Below are 22,231 nucleotides of genomic sequence, written 5' to 3' on the forward strand. Positions count from 1 at the left end.
GTGACAGCAGCTGAGGGAGAACCGATCGCGTGTCGGCGATCGGATCCGCTCGTGTATCGGAACCCGGATCATACCGAGTTTAGACCGAAACGCACGGGAGGGAGTATTGATTATGCCGTTTTGAAATGGGGAATAATCGTTTCCTCATAGTGTGAAACGGTTTCGTCGAAATCCCCCACGGGAATAAGAACGACGTGGTCGACACCGGCGTCCACGAACGACTCGAGCTGGTCGATCACCCGCTCGGGATCGCCAGAAGCGGTGACCCTATCGACCGCTTCGTCGGGAATCCGGCGCGCCGCGGCGTCCAGCTTTCGTTTTTGCTCCCGATCGAAGGACATGTCGAACATAACTGGCGTATCGTTCGCTATGGCTTCGTACCCCATCTTCGTCAGCAGTTGCGGGCGCAAAGCGAGACTCGTCCGGTTGCGCTCGATCGCGAGTCGCCGAGCCGCCTCGTGATCCTCGGAGACGGTCGTCGGAATCATCACCGCCCGATCGATCGCGTTGGGGTCTCGCCCGCGATCATCCATAACAGTAAGGATCCGCTCGAGGTCGGCCTCGTACTGGTCAGGGGCGTGGATCCAGGGAATCCACCCGTCGGCCAGTGCACCGGTAACCCCGCGCATACTCGGCCCGTAACCCCCGACCCAGATCGGCGGGCGCGGCTCCTGAACCGGTTCGAATCCCATGTGTGCGTCCTCGAGTGTGAAGAACTCCCCGTTGAACGAAAACGGCTCGTCGGCCCGCGAGTTCCAGAGTCCGTCGACGATTTCGAGCGTTTCGGTGAATCTGGTGAACGGATCGGTCCAATCGACATCTTCGATCGGTTCGAAATTGAACGCCTCACCGGCCCCGATTCCGAAGCCCGCACGGCCGTTCGTCAGCCGATCGAGCGTTGCCGTCGCATGGGCTAACTCCGTTGGGTGTCGGCGAACGGAGTCGGTTACCGCCGGCAGCAACGTCGCGTCGTCCGTGTGCTGTGCGATCGCACCCAATACGGTGAAGGCTTCCCACGGCGGGTCGACGAGGTAGTGCTCTGATCCGGTGGGATGAAACAGGTGGTCCGGTACCGTGATGATATCGAAGCCGGCCGCTTCCGCCCGAACCGCATCTTGGATCGTTCCGTGAACGTCGTCGTAGCTGACCAGTTGGCACCCGAACTGAAGACTGTTTGATTCGGTTTCGACCATCACGTACGATGTCCCACTGTCTGCAGTTATAGTTGTGCCCATAAGCGGAATGGCTGGGGAAGGGAGGGGGCGTTCGAAGCGGTCCCGTCCAGCACTCATCCCGTTAGAACACATCATTTCGCCCGCAACAATACCGATAATTATTAGTATTGGTTAGTTGTAGAGTGATCCACATGAGAGATCATGACAACAACTGTAACAGTGGTACCGACAACGCCGGGACGGGACGCCGTCGTGTCCTCGCACTGAGCGGTGGACTTCTCACGGCGACTGCACTCGGTAGCATCGGGAGTGCAAGTGCGGAACCGAGCGAGATCGAACTGACGGAAGACCCCGGAGCCAACTCACCGGGCTCCGGAATCGCACCCGCTGACGGCTGGGCGTCGACCGACTGGCTGACTGACAGGCCGCTCCAGGTCGTCCGCGTGACGAACCTCAAGGCGGGTGGACCGGGTTCGTTCAAGCACGCGGTCGAAGACGTCGACGGACCCCGAATCGTGGTCTTCGAGGTCGGCGGCGTCATCGATATGCAACAGCAAGACATCGAGGCTGAGGAACCGGATCTGTTCGTCGCGGGCCAGACCGCTCCGGATCCGGGAATAACGATCACTCGAACGAGTGGCCCGGGAGTCGAGTTCGACGAGGAAAATATGCTCGTCCAACATATCCGTTCGCGTCCCGGAACCGATATCGAATACGGCGAGCCCGCCGATTCGATGGTCGTCGGAGACGACGGCCACAACGTGATTTTCGATCACTGTTCGGTCTCGTGGGGTTCGGAAGAAAACATGTCCGTCAACGCGGGATCGGCGAGTGCGGACATCACGTTCAGCAATAACATCAACGGAGAAGGGCTGAAGGACACGACGGGCGTCGTCAGAGACGACGGCGACGACCAGCGTGCGTATGGAACGCTCGTCGGCAACGAGGCGGAAACGACCGCGATTCTCGGGAACCTCTACGCTAACAACTGGCGTCGAAACGTCCGACTCAAAGGCGGGACCTCGACCGTCGTCGCCAGCAACGTCACGTACAATGTCGAAGCCGCAAACCGAATCGGCGGCGGTATCGACGATCCGTCGGCCCGGACGAGTTTCGTCGCGAACGCGTTTCGATCCGGCGACGAATCGGACTTCAGCTTCCCGTTCATCTATACCGGAGACGAGACGCCGATCGACCTCCACGTTTCGGACAACGACGTAGAAGATTCGTTCCAGCTACTCGACGACGATGCGGTCGACGACGGGATCATAGAAGTACACGACGAGCCACCCCTTTGGCCCGACGGATTAACTCCCGTCCAGGACCCGTTCGGGCAGCAGTTAAACACCGTGGGGGCCCGGCCCGCACAACGGACGCCGATCGACGAACGCATCGTCGAACACACGATCGAGAGAGGGGGAACCCACATCGACAGTCAAGATGAGGTTGGCGGCTATCCGAACCTCCCCGAAACCGAACGAGAGTTATCCATTCCGTCCGATCCCAACGATTTCACCGCGTGGCTCCAACAACACACTCGAGCCGTCGAACTCCCCGGCGAAACAGCTCCGAACTAGCCACCCCAGACCACACGCTCGAGAACCTCAACGAACTCGAGTGCAGGGTTTTGTGAAGGCGTCGAGCGGTAGAAGGGCTCGAACGGTCCTGGCCGTGCGGCGGTGTGCATGAAGCCCCAGTCTATATGGTGAGCTGTCGCAATTACCATCATATGGACGTGTTACTGACTGGGACGTACGGCCGGTGTGGAACCGCACTTATCGATCACCTACACGACGATCCAGCGTACGAATTTACCCACCTGAACCGCTCGGATCGGCCGGACGATCACGAGTACGGCGGCTACGAGACCGTTGTCGCCGACATCGCCGACGGTGAGGCGGTCGAATCGGCAAGCGACGGACAGGACGCGATGATCCATCTGGCCGGATACCCCTATACGGACGGGACGTGGACTGACATTCTGGAGCCGAACATTCTCGGCATGGTAAATGCCCTTGAGGCCGCCCGAACACACGAACTCGAGACGGTCGTCTTCGGTTCGACGAATCACGTTATGGGAATGTACGAAGTCGAGAACGCTCCCGAGCTGTACACCGGAACCGATGTCCCGTTTCGGCTCTCGGCCGGCGATCCCGTTCGACCCGACTCCTATTACGGCGTCTCGAAGAGTTTCGGCGAGGATATCGGGCGGTACTACGTTGAGAACTTCGAGTACCCGAAGCGGTTCCACGCCATCCGCATCTGTAGCGTTCGAATGCCGGAGTACGACCACCCCTACGGCGACGCAGAAGCAGGTGTCGACGACGGTAAATTCGATCGGAACAGCGATGAGTACGCCCACCAGGTCGGGCGGATGAAAGCGATGTGGCAGTCCCGACGCGATTTCGCGCACATGATCGACTGCTGTTTGCAGGATTCGGGTACCGGATTCGAAATTTTCAACGGCGTCAGCGACAACGAACGACGTTGGTACAGCATCGAAAACGCTCGAGAGAGAATCGGGTACGAACCGCAGGATAACGGCGAATCGTGGAATGCACCTCCGGAGTAGGGGAGGAGACACACGATTCGTTCGAAAATCATTTCGAAAGCACGAAGCATGAGACCGTAGCCACGAGTGTTCGGTGCGTTCCGAGAGCGGGAGGCCGCTGGTGTCGACCTGTTCCGTGATTTTCCGTTCCCCTAGGAAGAACGAACCTATCCGATAGATAACAATAGCGAGACAGTTGAACGCATGCAATGGACAGCGCGGCCGGTGCTTGTCGACTTTTCCGGAATCAACCTGCAGTCGATACGTATACAGCGACAGACCAGATACCGCGAGTTCGGTGCGAAGAACGTTTCTCATGGGGATGTAAAACCGTAAATGACGGAATCGAAGGTGAGGAACGTTCTCAGTCTCACGAAACTAACCACGTGAGACGGGGACGCGAGCACAATCCCATTACACACATACAGATGTAACAGGATAGCATGATCTGTCGATCGGTGAGGGTTCGTCCACGATGAGAACTAAATGATCGGATGTACCGAACGCAATTAGGAGAGGAACTACAAGTGGTATACGAGAGATATTTACATTTACCCCATTCGGTCGAGTATTTGCGATAGCTTGTTTAGATACTAATGTCTATCATAGCGAAGTGTGGATTCTTCCCCGGTAAATCATGCGTTCCCGACTGCAGAACGTAAAATAACCCTCGAAGAAACCGAACCCACTGTCGGAATCGCCGACCGCGATACACTCGAGACGACACATAGGTTCGTGGATCGGACCACCATTCGATCAGTCGAACTCTTTGGCCCGACGCCGGGCGTGGTGTGGGTTACCAAAACAAATATACATCCACCCCACAGGCTACTAAACGAGGAATGGTAGCTACAGAACTTCGATACGGGATCGTCGGGTGTGCCGGGATGGGGACGAACCACGCCGATGCCGTCGCGAAAACCGACGGGGCAACTCTCGTCTCCTGTGCAGACATCGACGATGAAACCGCCCGTGCGTTCGCGACGCAATACGGAACGACGTGGTACGAGGACCCACTCGAGATGGTCGTCGATGAGCGATTGGATGCAGTCAGCATCTGTACACCGAACGGAACACACGCAGAGATCGTGACCGCGCTGGCCGGCGAAGGTGTCGATATCCTCTGTGAAAAGCCACTTGAGGTAACGCCGGAACGCGTTGCCCGAATCGCAGATACCGTCGAACGCGAGGGAATTACGTTCGGATGCGTGTTGCAACGGCGAACGTTCGGCGGCCCGCGGCTTGCTCGCGACGCAACGAGAGCGGGACGTTTGGGAGAGATCGTTCTCGGCAACGTACAGGTGAAGTGGGACCGAGGAGAGTCGTACTACGAGGACGTGAACTGGCACGGAACGGAGGATCTCGACGGCGGAATCCTTCTCACGCAGGCACTTCACGGAATCGACCTCCTCCAGTGGACGACCGGCGGCATCGACCGGGTTGCCGCCACGACTGATACGATCCAACACGACATCGAGGTCCCCGATACCGCCGTCGCGAGCGTCGAATTATCGAACGGGGGATACGGGCAGATTACCGCCACGACCGCGATGTATCCACAGGAGCCGATAACCCTCGAGTTGCACGGAACCGAGGGAACGCTCCGGTGGCGTCAGAACGAACTCGAAGCGTTCGAAACCCTCGAGGGCGCGGGAGCCGAGACGCCGAAGGAGTTTTACCTGGGAGCGGAACACCTCGGACAGGTTCGAGATTTCGTGCAGGCGATACACGAAAATAGAGAACCGATGATTCCGATATCAGCGGCTCGAAAACCGCACGATGTCGTGTTTGCGATCCAGGCAGCAGCGGATCGGGAAGAATGGATCGACGTTGCTACCATTCGTGAGGAATACCGGTAAATTTCCGATGTGAACACCGGGAATCCCCATCGGATCGGGTGAACACGCGTCTCGAGACGACAAACGACGCTCGGTCTCGAGTCGGTACCTATCGCTCATTTCGCGGTTGGGAACGAGATTTGGCTACACTTCCGTCGGGGACTGGGCGAACGGGTCCCACTCGAAATAGAGGATAAGACAGCTCACACAGAACGTGAGAAGGACGGGAACGAGCGTCAATTGAGCGACGACATAGGAGCCGCTACCGGGATCTAAGTGGGGATAGGAAAACGCCAGCAAGAGAGCGAATAATATGTCGAGAGTGATCATCGTCTTGCAGACCGATTGCATCAGTGTCATACGATAGGTTGGCGACAATATAGTATAAAAATTACCACTCCGTGAGCACACTCAATCAGAGGATGATTGCTTGAATAGGGTCTCGAGCACTCACGAACGAGAAATTACCGCTTTGGAGGTTCGGATTGTAACCACCACCGAAATATTTATCATAAATGACCGCAGATGAATAGACGGAATGACAAGTGATAACAATCGTGTTGCGGGAGCAACGCGGCGGAAGTTCCTCAGCCTCAGCGCGCTCGGAACGACGGCGATGGTAGCGGGGTGCATGGGTGGTGACGGAATGGGAGACGTAGACGGTGATCGGCTCCGCACCGACGACCGAGACTACGCAGCACCGGAGGACAGACATTTCAACCCGTTTAATCCGACCGGGTCCGCCGCGTGGCATCCCGGGCGAATGGTGTTCGACAAGATGGCGATCTATTCGGCACCGGCCGACGAGATCTATCCGGTGATCGTCGAAGACTACAGCAAGCCCGACGACGACACGCTGGAAGTCGAGATTCGGGACGACTGGACCTGGCAAAACGGCGACGCCTTCGTCATCGACGACTGGGTCACGCAGGTGGAGATCAACAACGCACTCATCAGCGAGGGGGAAGTGGGAGACGACGAAGAGCAAGACGCAGGCCCGTTCGTCCAGGATATTGAAGTGGTCGACGATCACTTCGCTCGCCTCTCGCTTCGCGATCCGCTATCCGAACACTTCGCCGCGATCAACGCGCTGGCGACGCCGCCTGGTGACGCCGATCACGGCGTATTCACGAAACACGACGACGAGCAGTGGAGCGAGTGGCACGACCAGATCGTCGACGGTGACGATAGCGAGCGCATGGATGCAATCGAAGAAGTCATTACGACCCCGCACCCGGAGCTAACCGACGATCCGATCGGAAACGGCCCCTTCGAGGTGAGCGAAATCGGCGACGACGAGATCGTCTGTGAGTTATACGAGGACCATCCGAACGCGGACAACGTCGACTTCAACGAATTCTCGATCCATCACTTCGAAGACCCGATTCAAGCGTACCTACAGGGGAACATCGACGCCTCACACAGCGGCTGGCCGGTCTCCCCAGATCTGCAAGAACAGATGCCGGAAGGTTCGGAACTGATCTCGGAGGATATGGCACACAACAATCTGATCACGTTCAACTGCGGGTACGACGTCGACGTGTGGGACACGCCGTTCGATACCCCCGAAACTCGACAGGCGATCGCTCACGTCTTCGACAAAGAAGGGCTACGGACGCTGGCCGAAGACACCGAGGTCGAGGTCTTCGAACATCCACCGTGTCGCGTTCCACACGGCGCTATCGACGAAGGCGAAGTAGACGTCGGCGACTTTACCGAGTACGGGCAAAACGATACCGACAGAGCGACCGAACTGCTCGAGGGAGAAGGGTATTCGCTGGAAGACGACACCTGGTACACGCCCAACGACGAAGAGTTCGAGATTACGATCCTGACCGGTGTCGATAACGTCGTCATCCAGACGCTCATCGCAAACCTCGAGGAGTTCGGAATCCAGACCCAACAGGAAGAGGTCGACGACGCGACGCTCGACGAACGGCGGATGGCAGGCGAGTACGATATCATCCCGGACGGGTCGTCCGCGGACAGTATTTCAGAGATGTGGTCGCTCGATCTCTGGGATTGGATCAGCGATCTCACCCACCACAGTCCGGAGATGACCGTGCCGATGCCTGTCGGCGATCCGTCGGGGGCGGACGGCGAGGAAACGATAACTATTGAGGATCACCTCACCGAGTGGCGCATCACCGACGACGACCAGTATCACCGCGAACTCATGTGGGCATGGAACCAACACATTCCGCAGGTCGAGATGGGCGTCGAACCCTCGAACGGCGTGATCAATACGGGACACGGTTGGGAGCTCGAAGCCGAACACGGGATCAAACACGGCCTCGATACGGTACTCTACGACGCTCCCTCGATTACGGACGAGGGCCTGAGCTGGAGTGAACCGTAACGAATCACAACGGGAACAGACTCGAGGGCAAGGCGAATCGAGGAATTCCTCGAGAGACGCACTTTCGCACAGAATGGCCCGCTATCATTTGTGGTGTGTGAGGAACCCACACATTTATAGTGGTTAGCGAGAGTAGTAATTTACGCATGGATTGGAGAGTTCGACGGATAGGACAGGCACTGTTTACAGTGTGGGGTGTCATAACGATCTCATTTCTGCTCGTGCGACTGATGCCGGGAAATCCGATGTCAGCGATGATCGTAGAACTCGAGGAACAGGGGATCTCCCCCACGCAGGCGCGATATCTGGTCGAGCTTCGGCTTAATATCGATCCCGAAGAGCCGATTCCGATCGCCTACGTGAACTACGTCGGATCGATGATACAGGGTGACCTCGGGCACTCGATGTACTACGACCGACCGGTCGTAGAGGTGCTCGCGACCGCGCTCCCGTGGACGCTGTTCGTGTTGAGTTGGGCGGCGTTCATTAGCTTCTTTCTCGGCATTACGCTCGGGGCGTTGATGGCCTACTGGGAAGGCGGCAGGTTGGATCTGGGCCTGACCGGTTACGCGACGGTTATGGGGTCCGTTCCGTTCTACGTTCTCGCGATCTTGCTACTGGTGTTTCTCGGGTACCGATACGGGATCTTTCCGACCGGTGGCCGACAACCAACTGGAGTCGAACCCGGCTTCAATTGGACGTATATACGCGGGGTGATTCACCACGCGGCGTTACCGGTGATATCTATGCTGGTTGTCTCGGGGGCCGCGTCGTTGAGTATGCGCGGAAACAGTATCCGAGTGCTGGGGGAGGATTACCTCCGCGTTGCACGGCTCAGGGGACTTCCCGACTCGACGATTGCGATCCAATACGTCGCTCGAAACGCGATCCTTCCGATGTACACCGGACTGATGATCAGCATCGGGAGCATGTTCGGCGGGTCGATCATCCTCGAGGAGGTCTTCGCCTATCGGGGTGTCGGATACTACATGATGTCAGCGGTCAATCAACGCGATTACCCGCTCATGCTGGGTGCGTTTACGATCATCACGATCGCCGTCGTCATCGCCTTGCTGATCGCGGATCTGACGTATTCGAAGATCGATCCACGCGCAGGAGGTGGGAAGAGTGAAGGACTCTAGAGGGCCAACGGACGGCGACGGACAGCCCAAAGCCGCAGACGGCGATGGACAGCCAAAAGCCGCAGACGGCGGAAGTGTCAACTCCCCGTTCGAGACGATTTCCGATATCGAAGAAACGCGGCGAGATCGATACAGAAAACGCTACGAGAATTACGTCTATGCACCGTTCTCGATAATCTGGGACGACTGGCGAGCGCGCATCGGGCTGGCGATCATCGCGTTGTACGTCTTTGTCGGAACGGTCGGCGTTTTCCTCGTTGAACCGACCACAAACTTGGACGGTTCGGCGTTTATCCAACCGTTCGAAACGTGGGAGCACCCGTTCGGAACGGATCGGATGGGCCGTGATCTGTTCGCGGATACGATCCATTCGACTCGGCCGATCCTCATCATGATGGCATCCGGGGGACTGTTTACGGTCACAGTGGGGACAGTCTTCGGCACGATCGCGGGGTACAAGGGTGGGATAACCGACACGGTGTTGAGTTCGATTACGGACGTGTTCATCAATATTCCCGGCCTCCCACTCGTTATCGTACTCGCGGTCATGTTCGAGCCGCGGAATCCGGTACTGGTCGGCATTCTGTTGAGCATCGCGGCGTGGGCTGGCCTCGCGAGGGCGATTCGATCACAGGTTCTCACCATGCGGAGGGAATCGTTCACCGAAGCTGCACGGGCGATGGACGTCTCGACCTCGCGAATCATTCGGAAGGATATCCTTCCGCGACTCATGCCGTACATCGTCATCAACATGATGAACGCCACCCGGAACATCATCTTTTCGGCGGTCGGGTTGTACTTCCTCGGGGTCCTCCCGTTTGAGGACCAAAACTGGGGAATCACGCTGTATCTGGCCTACGACGCTGGTGCACACTACCGACCGGGGGCCCTCCACTGGCTACTCATTCCGATGATCGCAATTATCGGGATCTCGGTCGGGCTGATACTGCTCGGACAGTCGCTCGACCGCGTGTTCAACCCGCGTGTCAGAGCCCGACACCGGAACGGGGAGGCCGAAGCCGAAGGAAGCGAGGATGTCGAGGCGGACAACACCGGAATGATGAAACAAGTCTAAAATTACAACAATGGCTCGAAACGAACGCAGTATGACGGAACAGGCCGTATCGAACGACGATCGAGACGCGTCGATCACCGACCCGATACTCGAGGTACGAAACGCCACCGTCAAGTTTGGAATGGACCGCGGTGAATCGCGAGTCCTCGACGACGTCAGCATCGATATCGAACGAAACGAGATACTCGGCGTCGTCGGCGAAAGCGGCAGCGGAAAGTCGATGTTCGCCTCAGCCTTTCTCGACGCGATCGTCGACCCGGGGACGCTCAGCGGAGAGATTTCCTACTATCCCGACAGCGGCGGGGAAGTCGACGTTCTGGGCCTCACGAAAAGCGAGCTCAACCAGTTCCGCTGGGAAGAGATTGCGATGGTGTTTCAGGGAGCCATGAGTTCGTTCAACCCCGTTCGAAAAATCAACACCCACTTCGTGGAGACGCTCACTGCACACGGAGACACCGTTTCCGAGGGGATGGAGCGAGCACGCACGATCCTCTCGGATCTGTACATGGACCCGGAGCGGGTGCTCAGGTCCTATCCCCACGAACTCAGCGGGGGGATGAAACAGCGCGTGTTGATCGCACTGAGTCTCGTCCTCGAGCCGGAGGTGCTCGTGATGGACGAGCCGACGGCGGCGCTCGATCTGTTGATGCAGCGGTCGATCATCTCGCTCATCGAGGATATTAAGGAGAAGTACGACCTGACTATCGTCTTCATCACGCACGATCTCCCGCTGGTCGTCGACCTCGCCGATCGGATCGGCGTGCTCTACGCGTTCGAGTTCATCGAGATCGGTCCCGCGAACGAACTGCTCGAGGAGGCGGCCCATCCGTACACTCGAGCGCTACTCAAGTCAACCCCGAATCTCACCGCACCCGTCGACGAAATGCGGCCGATCGAAGGGAGCGCTCCCGATCCGGTAAACGAGATTTCGGGTTGTTCGTACCATTCGCGGTGTCCGATGGCAGACCAGCGCTGCGAAGTAGAAGATCCTGGTCCGTACATCGTCGATACGGATCACGACGTTCACTGTCATTACTGGGAGGAGGCAAGCGAAGCGGTGCCGATGCCGAACGACGGGTCGGGAACTGAGACAGGGAGCCCAGATTCCGATCAACCGATATCGGTACAAACACCGGAGACGCGCCCTCGGTGGGCGGGCGAGAACCCAGTCCTCTCGTTGGACGACGTCGAAGTCCACTTCGAAGCGACCCAGGACGAGGGATTATTGAACCTGTTCACCGATCCGGAAACGGTTCGGGCAGTCGACGGCATTTCGTTCGACATCTACGAAAACGATGTCGTCGTCCTCGTCGGGGAGAGCGGGTGCGGCAAGACGACGCTCGGTAAGGCGGCGGTCGGACTCGAGCGTCCGACAGCCGGACGCGTCGAGTACCGGGGACAGGACGTCTGGGAAGCGAAGGAAACCGGCGGCGACATTCCGTTCGAGGACATCCGTCAGTCCCTTCAGATCGTTCACCAGGATCCCGGGAACGCATTGAACTCCTACCGAAAAGTGTTCTCGAGTCTCGAGGAACCGCTCGTCAGATGGTATGACGACCTCGACGGGAACGATCGTCGCCAACGGATCCTCAGCATGCTCAAGCATGTTGGGATGTCGCCGCCGGAGGATTATATCGAGCGGTATCCACACCAGTTGAGCGGCGGTGAACAACAGCGAGTTGCGCTGATCCGTGCAATGTTAATGAATCCGGACGTCATCCTCGCGGACGAGCCCGTAAGCGCTCTGGACGTCTCCTTGCGCGTCGAGATGATGGATCTGATGCTCGAGCTCCAGGACATGTTCGATACCTCATACCTGTTCATTTCGCACGATTTAGCCAATGCCCGATACATCACCGAAAAAACCGACGGACTGATCGGGGTCGTCTATCTGGGAAAGCTCGTCGAAATCGGGACGCCGGAACGGATCATCAACGATCCCCAACACCCCTACACGCGGGCGCTTTGCTGGGCGACACCGGAGTTGCTGACCGAAACTGATCGAACGGACGACTCCCCGATGCGAAAGATCGATATCCCGGATCCGACGGACCCGCCGTCCGGCTGCCGGTACCACACGCGCTGTCCCGAAGCAAGGGACGTCTGTCGCGAAGTCGAACCGGAGATGGTCGACTCGGGTACGGACGAAACGCATCAACGAGCCGCGTGTTTCCGCGCCCAGGAAAACCACGAGTACTGGACGAGCGAGTCCATCGTCGAGGACTGACGCGGTTTTCAGCCCGTATCAGACCCGACCCTGAGTTGCGTTTTTGACGACCGATTACTCACGATAGCGAGCGGTGAGTATCGAGTTCGTACGTTTCTCCGGACGACAAAATAGCACCGACTGGAGAACGCCGATCCAGACTACTGCCACCTCACTGGGCAGTCCGATGGGCAGAAGGCGATGGCATAATGCCGTTACATTCTACTGTTCCCGAGAGCAGAATTCTCTGCCAACACACTCGAGGTTTTACATTCCGGTAACGATGGCTGAATCTGAATCGTACAGTATCAATGGGAGTCATAGATCCAGAGACAGCGGTGTTTGGGGCCTGCGTGAGTCACACCGCTCAGAAACGTCGGCCCAACTCGAGTCTGCTCGAGCAAACTCGAATTCTGTTACGATCATACTATTGTAAATAATTGGGGCGAGTGGTTCGGCTGTCGGGAACACGAAAAGCGAAAAGCGAACGAGAGTCGAAGGACTGTAACCACCGCAAACAACGTCAATAGAAAGAGAGTCGAATAATTGGCAATACGTCTCTCGTCGTGTGCATCGGCAAACTTGTGCTACACGTTCGCTCCTTGGGAACACATAACTTGGATCTGCGTGATGAACGGACCGAATGACCCATTAGTATCGGCGAGTGCCCCATCCCCGCGACCGGCAGTTTGGGAATGTTTTATGTCCACCGACGGCCTTCTTTGGGATATGACGATCGACACAGTTGATGACTCCGGCGTAATCGGAAGCCTGAGCGAAGGTGTACGAACCGTTCTCAATTCGGTCACGCTGACGCTCGCCATGGTCGGAGTGTTGCTCATACTGATCGGTTTTATCATGCAAACCGGCGTTCTGGCCGGTCTGTTACCGATCTGGGGGGCAGGATTGGCGTTCGTCGGGTTCACTGCGTATGGCCTGATCTGGCGGTCCAGGAAATAACTTCGATCGAGTACAATCGTCGTAATCGAGCGCAGACACCCACAGGCAGGTTCCGCTCGACACAACGTTTATGACCTCACTCAAAAATAACCGAACGATGCCCGAAATTCAGACCAGTCACTCCGATATTCGCGAGTTCGGCGCGACGGGAGACGGCGAGACTCGAGATACCGACGCGATACAGACCGCACTCGACGACTGCGCCGAGTCGGGCGGAACGGTTCGCGTTCCACCGGGAGAGTACCTGACAGGACCGCTTCGCGTCGGTGATAGGACATCGTTACACGTTGAAAACGGCGCAACGCTTCGATTCGTCAAGGACCACACTGCCTTCCCGACCGTCGAAAGTCGCTGGGAGGGATGGGATCAGTTCGGCTTCCATCCGTGTCTGTTCGTCGACAACGCCTCGAGCGTCGAGATAACCGGACGGGGCGTGATAGACGGCTCGGGCGAACACTGGTGGCAGTACAGAGATCTGCCCCGATCAGCGTACCCCGACGACCTCGAAGAACGCGTCGAGGAGTTCGACAAGCGAAACGAACTTCGGGACGGTGTGAGTTCGTTCACGCTCCGACCGCCGTTACTCCAGATCTACGATTCGGAGAACGTTAGCGTCTCCGGCGTAACGCTTCGAAACTCGCCGTTCTGGAACACGCACGTCGTCTACTCCGAAGACGTGACGATAACCGACGTGCGGATAGTGAACCCCGCGGACGCACCGAACGGCGATGGGATCGACATCGACTCCTCGAGAAACGTTCGGGTCAGTGATACGTTCATCAACGCCGGTGACGACGCGATCTGTCTCAAATCGGGGAAGGACGAACAGGGGCGTGCGGTGGGCGAGCCGGCGGAGAACATCACGATTACTAACTGCACGGTCAAACACGGTCACGGCGGGGTCGTAATCGGAAGCGAAACCGCCGGCGACGTCCGCAACGTGACCGTGTCGAACTGTACGTTTACCGATACCGATCGAGGGATTCGAATCAAGTCCCAACGGGGTCGCGGCGGCGTGGTCGAGGATCTCCGCTTCGATACGATCGTCATGCGACAGGTTGCCTGTCCGTTTGTCATCAACGGGTACTATTTCACCCCGATCGACAGCGATCCGGAGCCGATCGACGAAGGAACGCCGATGGTCAGGAACGTCCACTTCCACAACATCAGCGCCCGAGACGTCGAATCCGCCGGATTCTTCGCCGGGCTTCCGGAGCGACGTTTCGAGGGCATCACGTTCGACGACGTCCATATCGACGCGACGCGGTCGCTCGAGGCAACCGATCTCGATCCCGCGATGGCGTACGACTACGACCAGCGACACGGTTTCTTCTGTAAATCGATGCGAGACGTGTCGTTTACCGACGTTCGCCTCCGAGTTCCGGACGACCCGGCGCTACGGTTCGAGGAAACCAATCTGGTGTCGATCGATGGCCTCGAGGTCGAGCGAGCGGGAGCGACCGACGGCCCGCTCATCGAACTCGATAACGTCGAAGAAACGCGAGTTCGGGGCTGTTCGCCACCGCCTGAGGACCGGCGGTTTCTCGAAGTGGCTGGTCCTGCTAGCCGCAGGCTCTCGCTCGTCGGCAATTACGGCGATCTTCGGGAAACGATCGATATTGGGACGGAGTGTGATGCGGTCGTCTTCGAATAGGTGCTCGAACGGCGAAGCGTTTAAGCGCCTCCTTGACAGAGGTTCGCTAGGAGCTTTCAAATGAACGCAGTTCAGGCAGACGACGGCCACGTATTCGTCCGACTCGGCTCGGGTGACCTGCTCCTCGAGTCCGTCCGTGACGTCTGCGAGGAGCACGGCATCGATTCAGGCGTCATCGTTTCGGGAATCGCGACGCTTCGAACCTTGAACTACCACTACGTCCCAACCGCGGCGTTCCCGAGCGAGCCCGATGAGCGAAACGTGTTCGAAGAACGCGAGGGGGCGTGGGAGGTCGGCACGATCGACGGGGCGATCGCCGACGGCGAACCCCACCTGCACGTCATCGCCTACAACGGCGAAGAGACGATCGCCGGTCACCTCGAGGACGGAACCGAAGTCCACGTTACCTGCGAGATCGTTATCCGACCCATCGAGGGGATCGAGATGACGCGCCGCACGAACGAGATGAACGTGTCAGTGTTACAAGAGCGGTAGTCCAGCAAGGGGAGGCCTTCTATTAGTCGGCAAAGCGGCGACGAGAGAACCGCTTACGGGTCGTCGGTCGATTCAATCGACTCGACCGGTTCGACTTCGCCTCGAACGGCAGTCGCACCCGCCGTCGGGGCCGCCCAGTCGACCGCGTTCGAGAGCACACGACGAACCTCGTCCTGAAAGAAGATGGGGTACTCCTCGTGTCCCGGCCGAAACGCGAATATCCGACCGCGACCGCGCCGATAACAGAGCCCAGAGCGAAACACTTCCCCGCCTTCGAACCACGAGATAAAGACGGTTCGATCGGGTTCGGGAACGTCATAGGGTTCGCCGTACATTTCGGTCGACGGGATCTCAAAGGACTCCTCGAGTCCGTCGGCGATCGGATGACCGGGATCGGCGACCCAGATTCGTTCCGTTTCCCCACCGTGGCGGTACTTGATAGCACAGGTCGTTCCCATCAATCGCTCGAACGGTTTCGAGTTCTTTCCCGAGTGGACGGGGACGAACCCCATCCCGCTGTGCACTCGATCGACCACGCGGTCTGCGATTTCGTCGCGGACCTCGCCGTTCGCACAGTGGGACCACCAGACGAGCACGTCCGTTTCCTCGAGGACGGCCTCGGTGAGTCCGTGGTCCGGTTCCTGTAACGTCGCCGTTTGGACAGTCCGGTTGCCGGACTCGAGACCATCGGCGATGGCGCCGTGGATGCCGTTGGGATACAGCTCACGAACGTGCTCGTCTTCGCGTTCGTGAACGTATTCGTTCCAAACTGTGACCTGAACTGTCATACGGAGAGTGGTCGGCCGAGAGCGATAAAAGTGTTCGGCTCGGCGATCGTTCGTCTCGTCGCCTCTCACGTTCTCGGGCTCAATCGTTACAGCGGGTCGAGTTCGCCGAGGTCTGCGAGGATTTCCCGGAGTTCCTGCCGTTCTTCCATTCCGATCTGTTGTTGTGGCGGCAAGAGCGTATCGTGCTCGAAAATCCCCTGCATCTCGAGGGCAACTTTCGTTCGAGCGCGGTAGCGACCCTGCGGTTCGCCGAAGACGTGATTGGTCAGGGGCAACATCGTTTCGCGGATCTCCTTTGCACGCACCATATCGTCGTTTCGGACCGCCCGCAGCTTCTCGACCTGGAGTTCCGGAACCAGATTACCGTATCCGATGAGTCCGGTTTCCGAGCCGAGTTGGTACGCGTGGGTAAGGAACGTGTCGTTACCCGTCATCATAGTGAAGTCGTCTCTGGCGTGATCAAGGGCTCGTACGGTTTCCTCGTAGCGAACCGGATCGAACGACGCTTCCTTGAACGCGATAACCGAAGGGTGCTCACAGATTTCGACGTGTGCGCTAATGGGAATGCCGGAGCTTCCCCACGTCGGGAACTGGAAGTTGATAAGTGGAATATCGACGGCGTCGGCGACGCGTTCGAAGTGCTCGACGGGCGTTCGTGGATCTTGATTTGCGTAGGTGTCGAGCGGGAGTAACATGACCGCGTCGGCACCGGCCTCCTGTGCCTCGCGCGCCATCTCGGCGGCCTGAAGCGAATTCTCGCCGTAGACGCCCGAGAAGACTGGGGTGTCAGCCGCGGCCTCCTTGTGAACGCGAATAACCTCCTGTTTCATCTCTCGAGACAGGAGCTTGCACTCGCCGGTGTGTGCGTTCGCGATGACCGCGACGATGCCATCGATCCCGGTCAGGTACTCGACGAGCCGTCGAAGGTCGGCTTCGGCGAGATCGTACTCGGGTTCCGGCGTCCACGGGGTCGCCGTTGCCGGGATGATGCCACCTGCAATCCGGTCTTTCAGCTCTCGAAATTCGTCGTATAGCATGCGGTATGCGAACATCAGCATCGGTCACGAAAAAGATTTGGTTTCGTGTGACACGAACGAGAGTCGAGCGAGCAACCGTTGGCGGATACCACAGGTATGTTCTGTGGAACACGACTACCGTTTCGAAACCTAATCTTGGCCGCATCGCTTCGAACGCCAGACTGTCGAATCGAGGCGTTCGAAAGTCGTTGGCAGTGGCAACCGCAACCAACAACGAGTCGAGAACGTCCCGAAAATCGGAATACGACCAGTTGTTTAATTCCTTACATTTGAACAACTTTATATATTAACAATCCCATTGGTACCGTATGTCACGCGCTATGGACGGAAACCCGGGCCGAACGATTCGGTCGGTCCAAATAGCCTTCAACATCATCGAGCAGTTACAGACGCAAAAGGGGGCCGGGGTCACGGAGCTCGCGACGGAGCTGGGTCACTCGAAGAGTACGATCCATAGCCATCTCCGAACGCTATGCGAGCGGGAGATCATCGTCCGCGAGGACGACGGCTATCGATTGAGCCTTCGCGTTCTCGATATGGCGAATCACGTGCGCAAACAGGTCGAGAACTACGACGTGATCAGAGAAGAAACCGATGAGTTGGCGGCCGAAACCGGAGAGATAGCCCAGTTCGGGATGGAAGAGCACCAAAAGATTTCGTACCTCTACAAGGCCAACGGCGACAGAGCAGTCGTCACGGCGTCCCGAGTCGGAACACAACAACCCCTCCACTCGACATCCCTGGGCAAGACGGTTCTGGCGTTTCTACCACCCGAGCGAACAGAAGCGCTTATCGAGTCGATCGACTACACGACATCGACCGCCAAAACGGTCACCTGTCGCGACGAACTCCTCGAGGAACTCGAGCGAACGCGAGAACGGGGGTACGCCATCGACGACGAGGAGAACTTCGAGGGGCTTCGCTGTGTCGCCGCACCCGTCAGAGACGGTGATTCGGTCATGGGTGCGATCAGTATCACCGGTCCCTCGAGTCGGTTTACCGACGAACGGCTTCACGACGACCTCTCGAAGTACGTGATGCGAGCTGCGAACGTCATTGAGGTCAATACGAAGTTCTCGTAAGCGACGAGGACAGGGAGACTCCAATACGAGCAGGTCCGCCGAAGGGGCACGATTATGTTGTGAGACGGTACCATTATGCTTCCGGGTTCGTACGTGTACGTATGAAGGTTAGCGAAGTTACTGGATACGCGCTGTCATCACCGATCGAACCGCCGCAGGATCGGTCGTTCCACGGCGGGACGCGGCGGCTGAACAAGCGAGACGTCGTACTCGTCCTCGTCGAAACCGCGGACGGACGACAGGGGTTCTCGACGGCCGGGGCGAGCAGTTCCGAAATGCGCGAGTACTTCGAGGGTGACTCCCAGGGCACGTTCGCCGACGTTATCGGAGGATCCGTTGCAGAAGCTCTCGAGGGACGGACGGTAGATAAAATCGCAGACGCCGCCGGCTATATCTCCGAAACCGATCTACCAGCACACCTCCGAACGGAGGCCATTTCCGCGATCGACGTCGCCCTGTACGATCTCCGGGGAAAAGAACTCGGGATCCCGATCTACGAGCTTCTCGCCGACGCGTACGGAAGCGAACCGACGAAACGGATGCCGTTGTACGCCAGCGCGGGAATGTACATGGAACCGGAAGGGTACGCCCGGCAGGCCGAGGTCATAGCGGAACTGGGATTTTTCGGGTACAAGTACCGTCCCGGGATCGGTCCCGATGGTGACCGCCGGACCATCGATCTCCTCGCGGACGCGCTCACAGAGACGGAGTTCATGCTCGATGTCCACACCTGGTGGAAGCTCCGTCGATCCTACGGCGACGATACCGTCCGAGAACTCGTCGAGTACGCGACGGAAGCCGGCGCGTACTGGATCGAGGAGCCGGTCAAGCCCAACGACCACGAGGGATACGCAACGCTCGCGGAAACCGGCGCTCCGCTCGCTGGGGGCGAGAGCAAAGACTCGCCGAACTCCCTCGTGGAACTGGGGAAAACCGGTGCAGTCGAGTTCTTGCAGGGAGACGTCCGTCACCACGAAGGGTTTACCGGATGTGAGCCGGCAGTCCAGTACTGTCACGGACGCGATGTCGAGTTCGTCCCGCACAACTTCGGAACGTGGCTCGGACTCCTCGCAAACGCCCATCTCGTTGCCGCGGCGCCGGGCACTCGATTGCTCGAGTATCCCGTCTTCGAGGACGATCCGCTCTTCGACGAACCAACGGATCCGGGAATGTACCCGTTCGACCTCGCGTTCGATATCATCGAGGGCGAACCCGCGGTCGAGGACGGCCGATTGACCGTCCCGGACGGTCCCGGACTCGGCGTCGACGTGAACCTCGACGTGCTCGAGGAGTACGCCTTCGTCGACGGTCCGTGGACGGAGTTTCACTACGACGACGAGTAGGGGCACAAAGCGGGAGGTGCCTCCACGTAGTCGAACACGCTCAGTTGATTACCCGGTCGATATCGTCGTCGAGTTGGCTATAGAGTTCCTCCGCCCGTTGGGCCGTCTCCGGGGCGAGCGGTTTGATCGGTTCCCGAACGCGGCCGCCGTTGAGGCCGGCTAACTGTAACCCTTTTTTGACGGCTGAGACGCTGATCGCGCCGTCGATGTCGTTACCCTGCCCGTTTTCTTCCCTGAAGCGCTGGTAGGGGAGACAGATGTTTCGAAGCGTGCGTGCGTACTCCCAGTCGCCGCTCGAGAGCGCGTCGAAGAGCTCGAGACCGACCTCGGGGCGGAAGTTGCTCACGCCCGCCGAGAATCCCTCGACACCCTCCGCCCAGAACGAGACCGCGTACGGCTCGGCGAGACCGTCGACCCAGACGACGTCATCAGCTCCGGCGGCGACGCCTGCACCGAGCTTCACCGAATCCGCAATCGCGTACTTGATACCGACGACGCCGTCAATGCGGGTCAGCGCATCCAGGTACTCGACCGACGGATCGAACCCGCGGACGTACGGAACCAGCGGCGTCTCGGTCACGTGATCGAGTTCGCGATAGTAGTCGAGCAAGCCCTGCTCGTGAATATACGTGTGATCAGGCGGCATGATCATCATCGCGTCGACGCCGCCGTCATCGTACGCGCGAATCAGGTCCTGAGCCTCGCTTGTACTGCCGCCGACCCCGGCGAGAACGCAGGCGTCGTCCGGGAGAGCGTCGACGCTCGTCTCGGCGACTGCCACTCGTTCGTCTCGAGAGAGCGAGTGATACTCGCTGATGTTGGCACTCGCGAGGAACGTTCCGACACCGCTTTCAGAAAGCGTCTGTGCGTTCTCGCGGAGTTTATCGTACTCAATGCGGTGCTGGTCGTCGAACGGTGTCAGGAGGCCAACGGCAACGCCGCGGAGGCAATCCTGTACCTGCTCGGCAGACAGTGACATGAAATTACTGTCCGCCGCAGGGAGTATAAACCCATCGGCGAAAATCGAACGCAAAACGCGGTATCCCCAGTACGTGTAGTCGAGTTCCTCGAGACAGCGTTCGGTCCGTCCGGCACTACGTTTGGCGTCCCAAAAACGGACCCGCTATAGTCTGATCGACACAGCTTCGGTCGACCGCGTCGTCTCAACGGCAAGCCCGCTTATCACAACGGCGACGGCGCTGATGTGGGCGAGCTACTTGCACCGGTGAACGAATTAACTCGAGGAGCCGGTTCGCTTCGACGGTTGACGGTCAGTTCGACCGACCGGTGCTTGGTAGGCTCTTACTCACTACCAGACGAATTACCGCAGTTTCAGGGCCTCGACACAGACCGGTTTCTGCACGGTGACCGACGCCACCGCGGAAAGCGAACCGGAATCAGCGTCGATTCGGTAGGCGACGACGTTCTCGCCGTGCTGGTTCGCGACGAAGAGGTACTCGCCGTTCGGGGCGAGAGTGAACGTGCGCGGCGTCCGGCCTCGAGCGGACACGTGATCCATGGGGCGGAGGAGATTACCACTACTGTCGGTCTCGAAGACGGCGATACTGTCGTGGCCCCGATTGGTCGCGTACACCCACCGGCCCGTCGGATGAACGTGAATATCGGCAGCGGTATTGTCGTCGTCGAAAGCTGGCGGGAGGGTCGAAACGGAGTGAACCGGTTCGAGTTCGCCCGTGGTCGACTGCCGTTCGAGAACGGTCACCGTCGAATCGAGTTCGTTCACCACGTACGCAAACCGACCGTCGGGATGAAAGTCCAGGTGTCGGGGACCTGCTCCCTCGTGAATCGAAACTCCGTTCGCTGTGGCCTCGAGGATCGGGGGTTCGTCGCAACCGGTTCCTGAGATCACGTCACTCGATGCGCATCGGTAGCTCTCGATGCAATCGGTGCCGAGATCTGGAACGTAAACGAAGCGGTTCTCCGGCCCGAAGCGGGCGGCGTGGGGATGCGGTTCGCGCTGTCGATTCGAATCGACGCTCGAGCCCTCGTGCTCGAGAACGGTGCAGGTATCGCTCAGACGGCCGTCAGCTTCGATCGGATACGCGGCGACGGTTCCCCCCTGATAATTGGCGAGCGTGACGACCCGTCCGTCCGGGTCGACGTCGACGTAACACGGTCCGGTGCCCCGACTTGGCTTCCGGTTCAGCGCTCCCAGCGCACCGGTTCGGTCGTCGAACTCGAATGCGGCAAGCACGCCGCCGTCGACGCGTTCGACCGCGTAGAGCGACCGCCGATCCGGGTGGACCGCGACGAAGGAGGGGTTCTCGAGGGGTGTCGAGGCTTGCCGACGGAATCGGTCGGCGTCTGGATCGAAGCGGTATCCGTGTACGGCCCCGTCGCTTTCGCCTGCGGCTGAGCAAACGACTACCAGAAACGAACGCTGACTGGTCACACCACCTTCTTTGACTACTCGCCGCTTAACTTCACCGATGAACGCCGTCAGCCAGTTGTTTCGGATACGGGGTTTTCGGTACCGCAACTCATTGTGGACGAGTGTTTCGGCAG

Annotated in this window: 18 protein-coding genes; 12 read left to right on the forward strand and 6 right to left on the reverse strand. The window is 58.6% G+C overall.

What is annotated here, in order from left to right:
• Nucleotides 1-110: 110 nt before the first annotated feature.
• Complete coding sequence (locus QNM96_RS16375) at nt 111-1,193, reverse strand: LLM class flavin-dependent oxidoreductase (RefSeq protein ID WP_283837685.1); 1,083 nt, start codon at nt 1,191-1,193, stop codon at nt 111-113.
• 173 nt (nt 1,194-1,366) lie between these two features.
• Between QNM96_RS16375 and QNM96_RS16380 the strand changes: the two genes are divergently transcribed.
• From QNM96_RS16380 to QNM96_RS16390, 3 genes are all read left to right on the forward strand, one after another.
• Nucleotides 1,367-2,752 (forward strand): pectate lyase, encoded by a 1,386-nt coding sequence (locus tag QNM96_RS16380; protein ID WP_283837687.1) that lies wholly within the window; start codon nt 1,367-1,369, stop codon nt 2,750-2,752.
• 152 nt (nt 2,753-2,904) lie between these two features.
• Entirely contained in the window at nt 2,905-3,747 is an 843-nt protein-coding gene (locus QNM96_RS16385) for an NAD(P)-dependent oxidoreductase (protein WP_283837688.1), read from the forward strand.
• A gap of 821 nt (nt 3,748-4,568) precedes the next feature.
• Nucleotides 4,569-5,585, forward strand: coding sequence for a Gfo/Idh/MocA family oxidoreductase (locus tag QNM96_RS16390; protein WP_283837689.1), 1,017 nt, complete (start codon nt 4,569-4,571; stop codon nt 5,583-5,585).
• A 123-nt stretch (nt 5,586-5,708) separates the two neighbouring features.
• Here the strand turns inward: QNM96_RS16390 and QNM96_RS16395 are convergent, their stop codons facing one another.
• Nucleotides 5,709-5,924 (reverse strand): hypothetical protein, encoded by a 216-nt coding sequence (locus tag QNM96_RS16395; RefSeq protein ID WP_283837691.1) that lies wholly within the window; start codon nt 5,922-5,924, stop codon nt 5,709-5,711.
• 178 nt (nt 5,925-6,102) lie between these two features.
• Between QNM96_RS16395 and QNM96_RS16400 the strand changes: the two genes are divergently transcribed.
• The 7 genes from QNM96_RS16400 to QNM96_RS16430 all read left to right on the forward strand — a co-directional run bounded on the left by QNM96_RS16400 (nt 6,103) and on the right by QNM96_RS16430 (nt 15,455).
• Nucleotides 6,103-7,923: an ABC transporter substrate-binding protein gene (locus tag QNM96_RS16400; protein WP_283837692.1), complete on the forward strand. Its 1,821-nt coding sequence runs from the start codon at nt 6,103-6,105 to the stop codon at nt 7,921-7,923.
• Between the two features lie 146 nt (nt 7,924-8,069).
• On the forward strand, nt 8,070-9,065 hold the full coding sequence (locus tag QNM96_RS16405; protein ID WP_283837694.1) for an ABC transporter permease: 996 nt from the start codon (nt 8,070-8,072) through the stop codon (nt 9,063-9,065).
• Nucleotides 9,066-9,162: 97 nt separating this feature from the next.
• Nucleotides 9,163-10,140 (forward strand): ABC transporter permease, encoded by a 978-nt coding sequence (locus QNM96_RS16410; protein ID WP_283837863.1) that lies wholly within the window; start codon nt 9,163-9,165, stop codon nt 10,138-10,140.
• A gap of 31 nt (nt 10,141-10,171) precedes the next feature.
• Complete coding sequence (locus tag QNM96_RS16415; RefSeq protein ID WP_283837696.1) at nt 10,172-12,367, forward strand: ABC transporter ATP-binding protein; 2,196 nt, start codon at nt 10,172-10,174, stop codon at nt 12,365-12,367.
• 708 nt (nt 12,368-13,075) lie between these two features.
• Nucleotides 13,076-13,306 (forward strand): hypothetical protein, encoded by a 231-nt coding sequence (locus QNM96_RS16420; protein WP_283837697.1) that lies wholly within the window; start codon nt 13,076-13,078, stop codon nt 13,304-13,306.
• A gap of 97 nt (nt 13,307-13,403) precedes the next feature.
• Nucleotides 13,404-14,960 (forward strand): glycoside hydrolase family 28 protein, encoded by a 1,557-nt coding sequence (locus QNM96_RS16425; protein ID WP_283837698.1) that lies wholly within the window; start codon nt 13,404-13,406, stop codon nt 14,958-14,960.
• Between the two features lie 60 nt (nt 14,961-15,020).
• A complete protein-coding gene (locus tag QNM96_RS16430) occupies nt 15,021-15,455 on the forward strand; it encodes a DNA-binding protein (protein ID WP_283837699.1) in 435 nt (144 codons plus the stop codon).
• A gap of 53 nt (nt 15,456-15,508) precedes the next feature.
• On the opposite strand, the gene QNM96_RS16435 is transcribed toward QNM96_RS16430, so the two are convergent.
• Together QNM96_RS16435 and QNM96_RS16440 are read right to left on the reverse strand one after the other, a co-directional pair.
• The gene (locus tag QNM96_RS16435) at nt 15,509-16,243 is read right to left on the reverse strand and encodes a ThuA domain-containing protein (RefSeq protein ID WP_283837700.1); all 735 of its coding nucleotides are present in this window, start codon (nt 16,241-16,243) and stop codon (nt 15,509-15,511) included.
• A gap of 86 nt (nt 16,244-16,329) precedes the next feature.
• Nucleotides 16,330-17,280, reverse strand: coding sequence for a dihydrodipicolinate synthase family protein (locus tag QNM96_RS16440; RefSeq protein ID WP_283837701.1), 951 nt, complete (start codon nt 17,278-17,280; stop codon nt 16,330-16,332).
• A gap of 308 nt (nt 17,281-17,588) precedes the next feature.
• On the opposite strand from QNM96_RS16440, the gene QNM96_RS16445 reads away from it, so the two are divergent.
• Together QNM96_RS16445 and QNM96_RS16450 are read left to right on the forward strand one after the other, a co-directional pair.
• On the forward strand, nt 17,589-18,362 hold the full coding sequence (locus QNM96_RS16445; RefSeq protein WP_283837703.1) for an IclR family transcriptional regulator: 774 nt from the start codon (nt 17,589-17,591) through the stop codon (nt 18,360-18,362).
• Between the two features lie 101 nt (nt 18,363-18,463).
• Nucleotides 18,464-19,705, forward strand: coding sequence for a mandelate racemase/muconate lactonizing enzyme family protein (locus QNM96_RS16450; RefSeq protein ID WP_283837705.1), 1,242 nt, complete (start codon nt 18,464-18,466; stop codon nt 19,703-19,705).
• A gap of 40 nt (nt 19,706-19,745) precedes the next feature.
• On the opposite strand, the gene QNM96_RS16455 is transcribed toward QNM96_RS16450, so the two are convergent.
• Nucleotides 19,746-20,684, reverse strand: coding sequence for a dihydrodipicolinate synthase family protein (locus QNM96_RS16455; RefSeq protein ID WP_283837706.1), 939 nt, complete (start codon nt 20,682-20,684; stop codon nt 19,746-19,748).
• A gap of 342 nt (nt 20,685-21,026) precedes the next feature.
• Nucleotides 21,027-22,118 (reverse strand): lactonase family protein, encoded by a 1,092-nt coding sequence (locus QNM96_RS16460; RefSeq protein WP_283837707.1) that lies wholly within the window; start codon nt 22,116-22,118, stop codon nt 21,027-21,029.
• Between the last annotated feature and the right edge of the window lie 113 nt (nt 22,119-22,231).

This window comes from Halostagnicola sp. A-GB9-2 (assembly GCF_030068615.1).
GTDB lineage: Archaea > Halobacteriota > Halobacteria > Halobacteriales > Natrialbaceae > Halostagnicola.

Coding starts and splice junctions, on each gene's coding strand:
- QNM96_RS16435 (WP_283837700.1), bottom strand. CDS start 16,243: ATGACAGTTCAGGTCACAGTTTGGAACGAATACGTTCACGAACGCGAA.
- QNM96_RS16390 (WP_283837689.1), top strand. CDS start 4,569: ATGGTAGCTACAGAACTTCGATACGGGATCGTCGGGTGTGCCGGGATG.
- QNM96_RS16420 (WP_283837697.1), top strand. CDS start 13,076: ATGACGATCGACACAGTTGATGACTCCGGCGTAATCGGAAGCCTGAGC.
- QNM96_RS16405 (WP_283837694.1), top strand. CDS start 8,070: ATGGATTGGAGAGTTCGACGGATAGGACAGGCACTGTTTACAGTGTGG.
- QNM96_RS16440 (WP_283837701.1), bottom strand. CDS start 17,280: ATGCTATACGACGAATTTCGAGAGCTGAAAGACCGGATTGCAGGTGGC.
- QNM96_RS16450 (WP_283837705.1), top strand. CDS start 18,464: ATGAAGGTTAGCGAAGTTACTGGATACGCGCTGTCATCACCGATCGAA.
- QNM96_RS16380 (WP_283837687.1), top strand. CDS start 1,367: ATGAGAGATCATGACAACAACTGTAACAGTGGTACCGACAACGCCGGG.
- QNM96_RS16425 (WP_283837698.1), top strand. CDS start 13,404: ATGCCCGAAATTCAGACCAGTCACTCCGATATTCGCGAGTTCGGCGCG.
- QNM96_RS16445 (WP_283837703.1), top strand. CDS start 17,589: ATGTCACGCGCTATGGACGGAAACCCGGGCCGAACGATTCGGTCGGTC.
- QNM96_RS16430 (WP_283837699.1), top strand. CDS start 15,021: ATGAACGCAGTTCAGGCAGACGACGGCCACGTATTCGTCCGACTCGGC.
- QNM96_RS16375 (WP_283837685.1), bottom strand. CDS start 1,193: ATGGTCGAAACCGAATCAAACAGTCTTCAGTTCGGGTGCCAACTGGTC.
- QNM96_RS16400 (WP_283837692.1), top strand. CDS start 6,103: ATGACAAGTGATAACAATCGTGTTGCGGGAGCAACGCGGCGGAAGTTC.
- QNM96_RS16395 (WP_283837691.1), bottom strand. CDS start 5,924: ATGACACTGATGCAATCGGTCTGCAAGACGATGATCACTCTCGACATA.
- QNM96_RS16385 (WP_283837688.1), top strand. CDS start 2,905: ATGGACGTGTTACTGACTGGGACGTACGGCCGGTGTGGAACCGCACTT.
- QNM96_RS16455 (WP_283837706.1), bottom strand. CDS start 20,684: ATGTCACTGTCTGCCGAGCAGGTACAGGATTGCCTCCGCGGCGTTGCC.
- QNM96_RS16415 (WP_283837696.1), top strand. CDS start 10,172: ATGACGGAACAGGCCGTATCGAACGACGATCGAGACGCGTCGATCACC.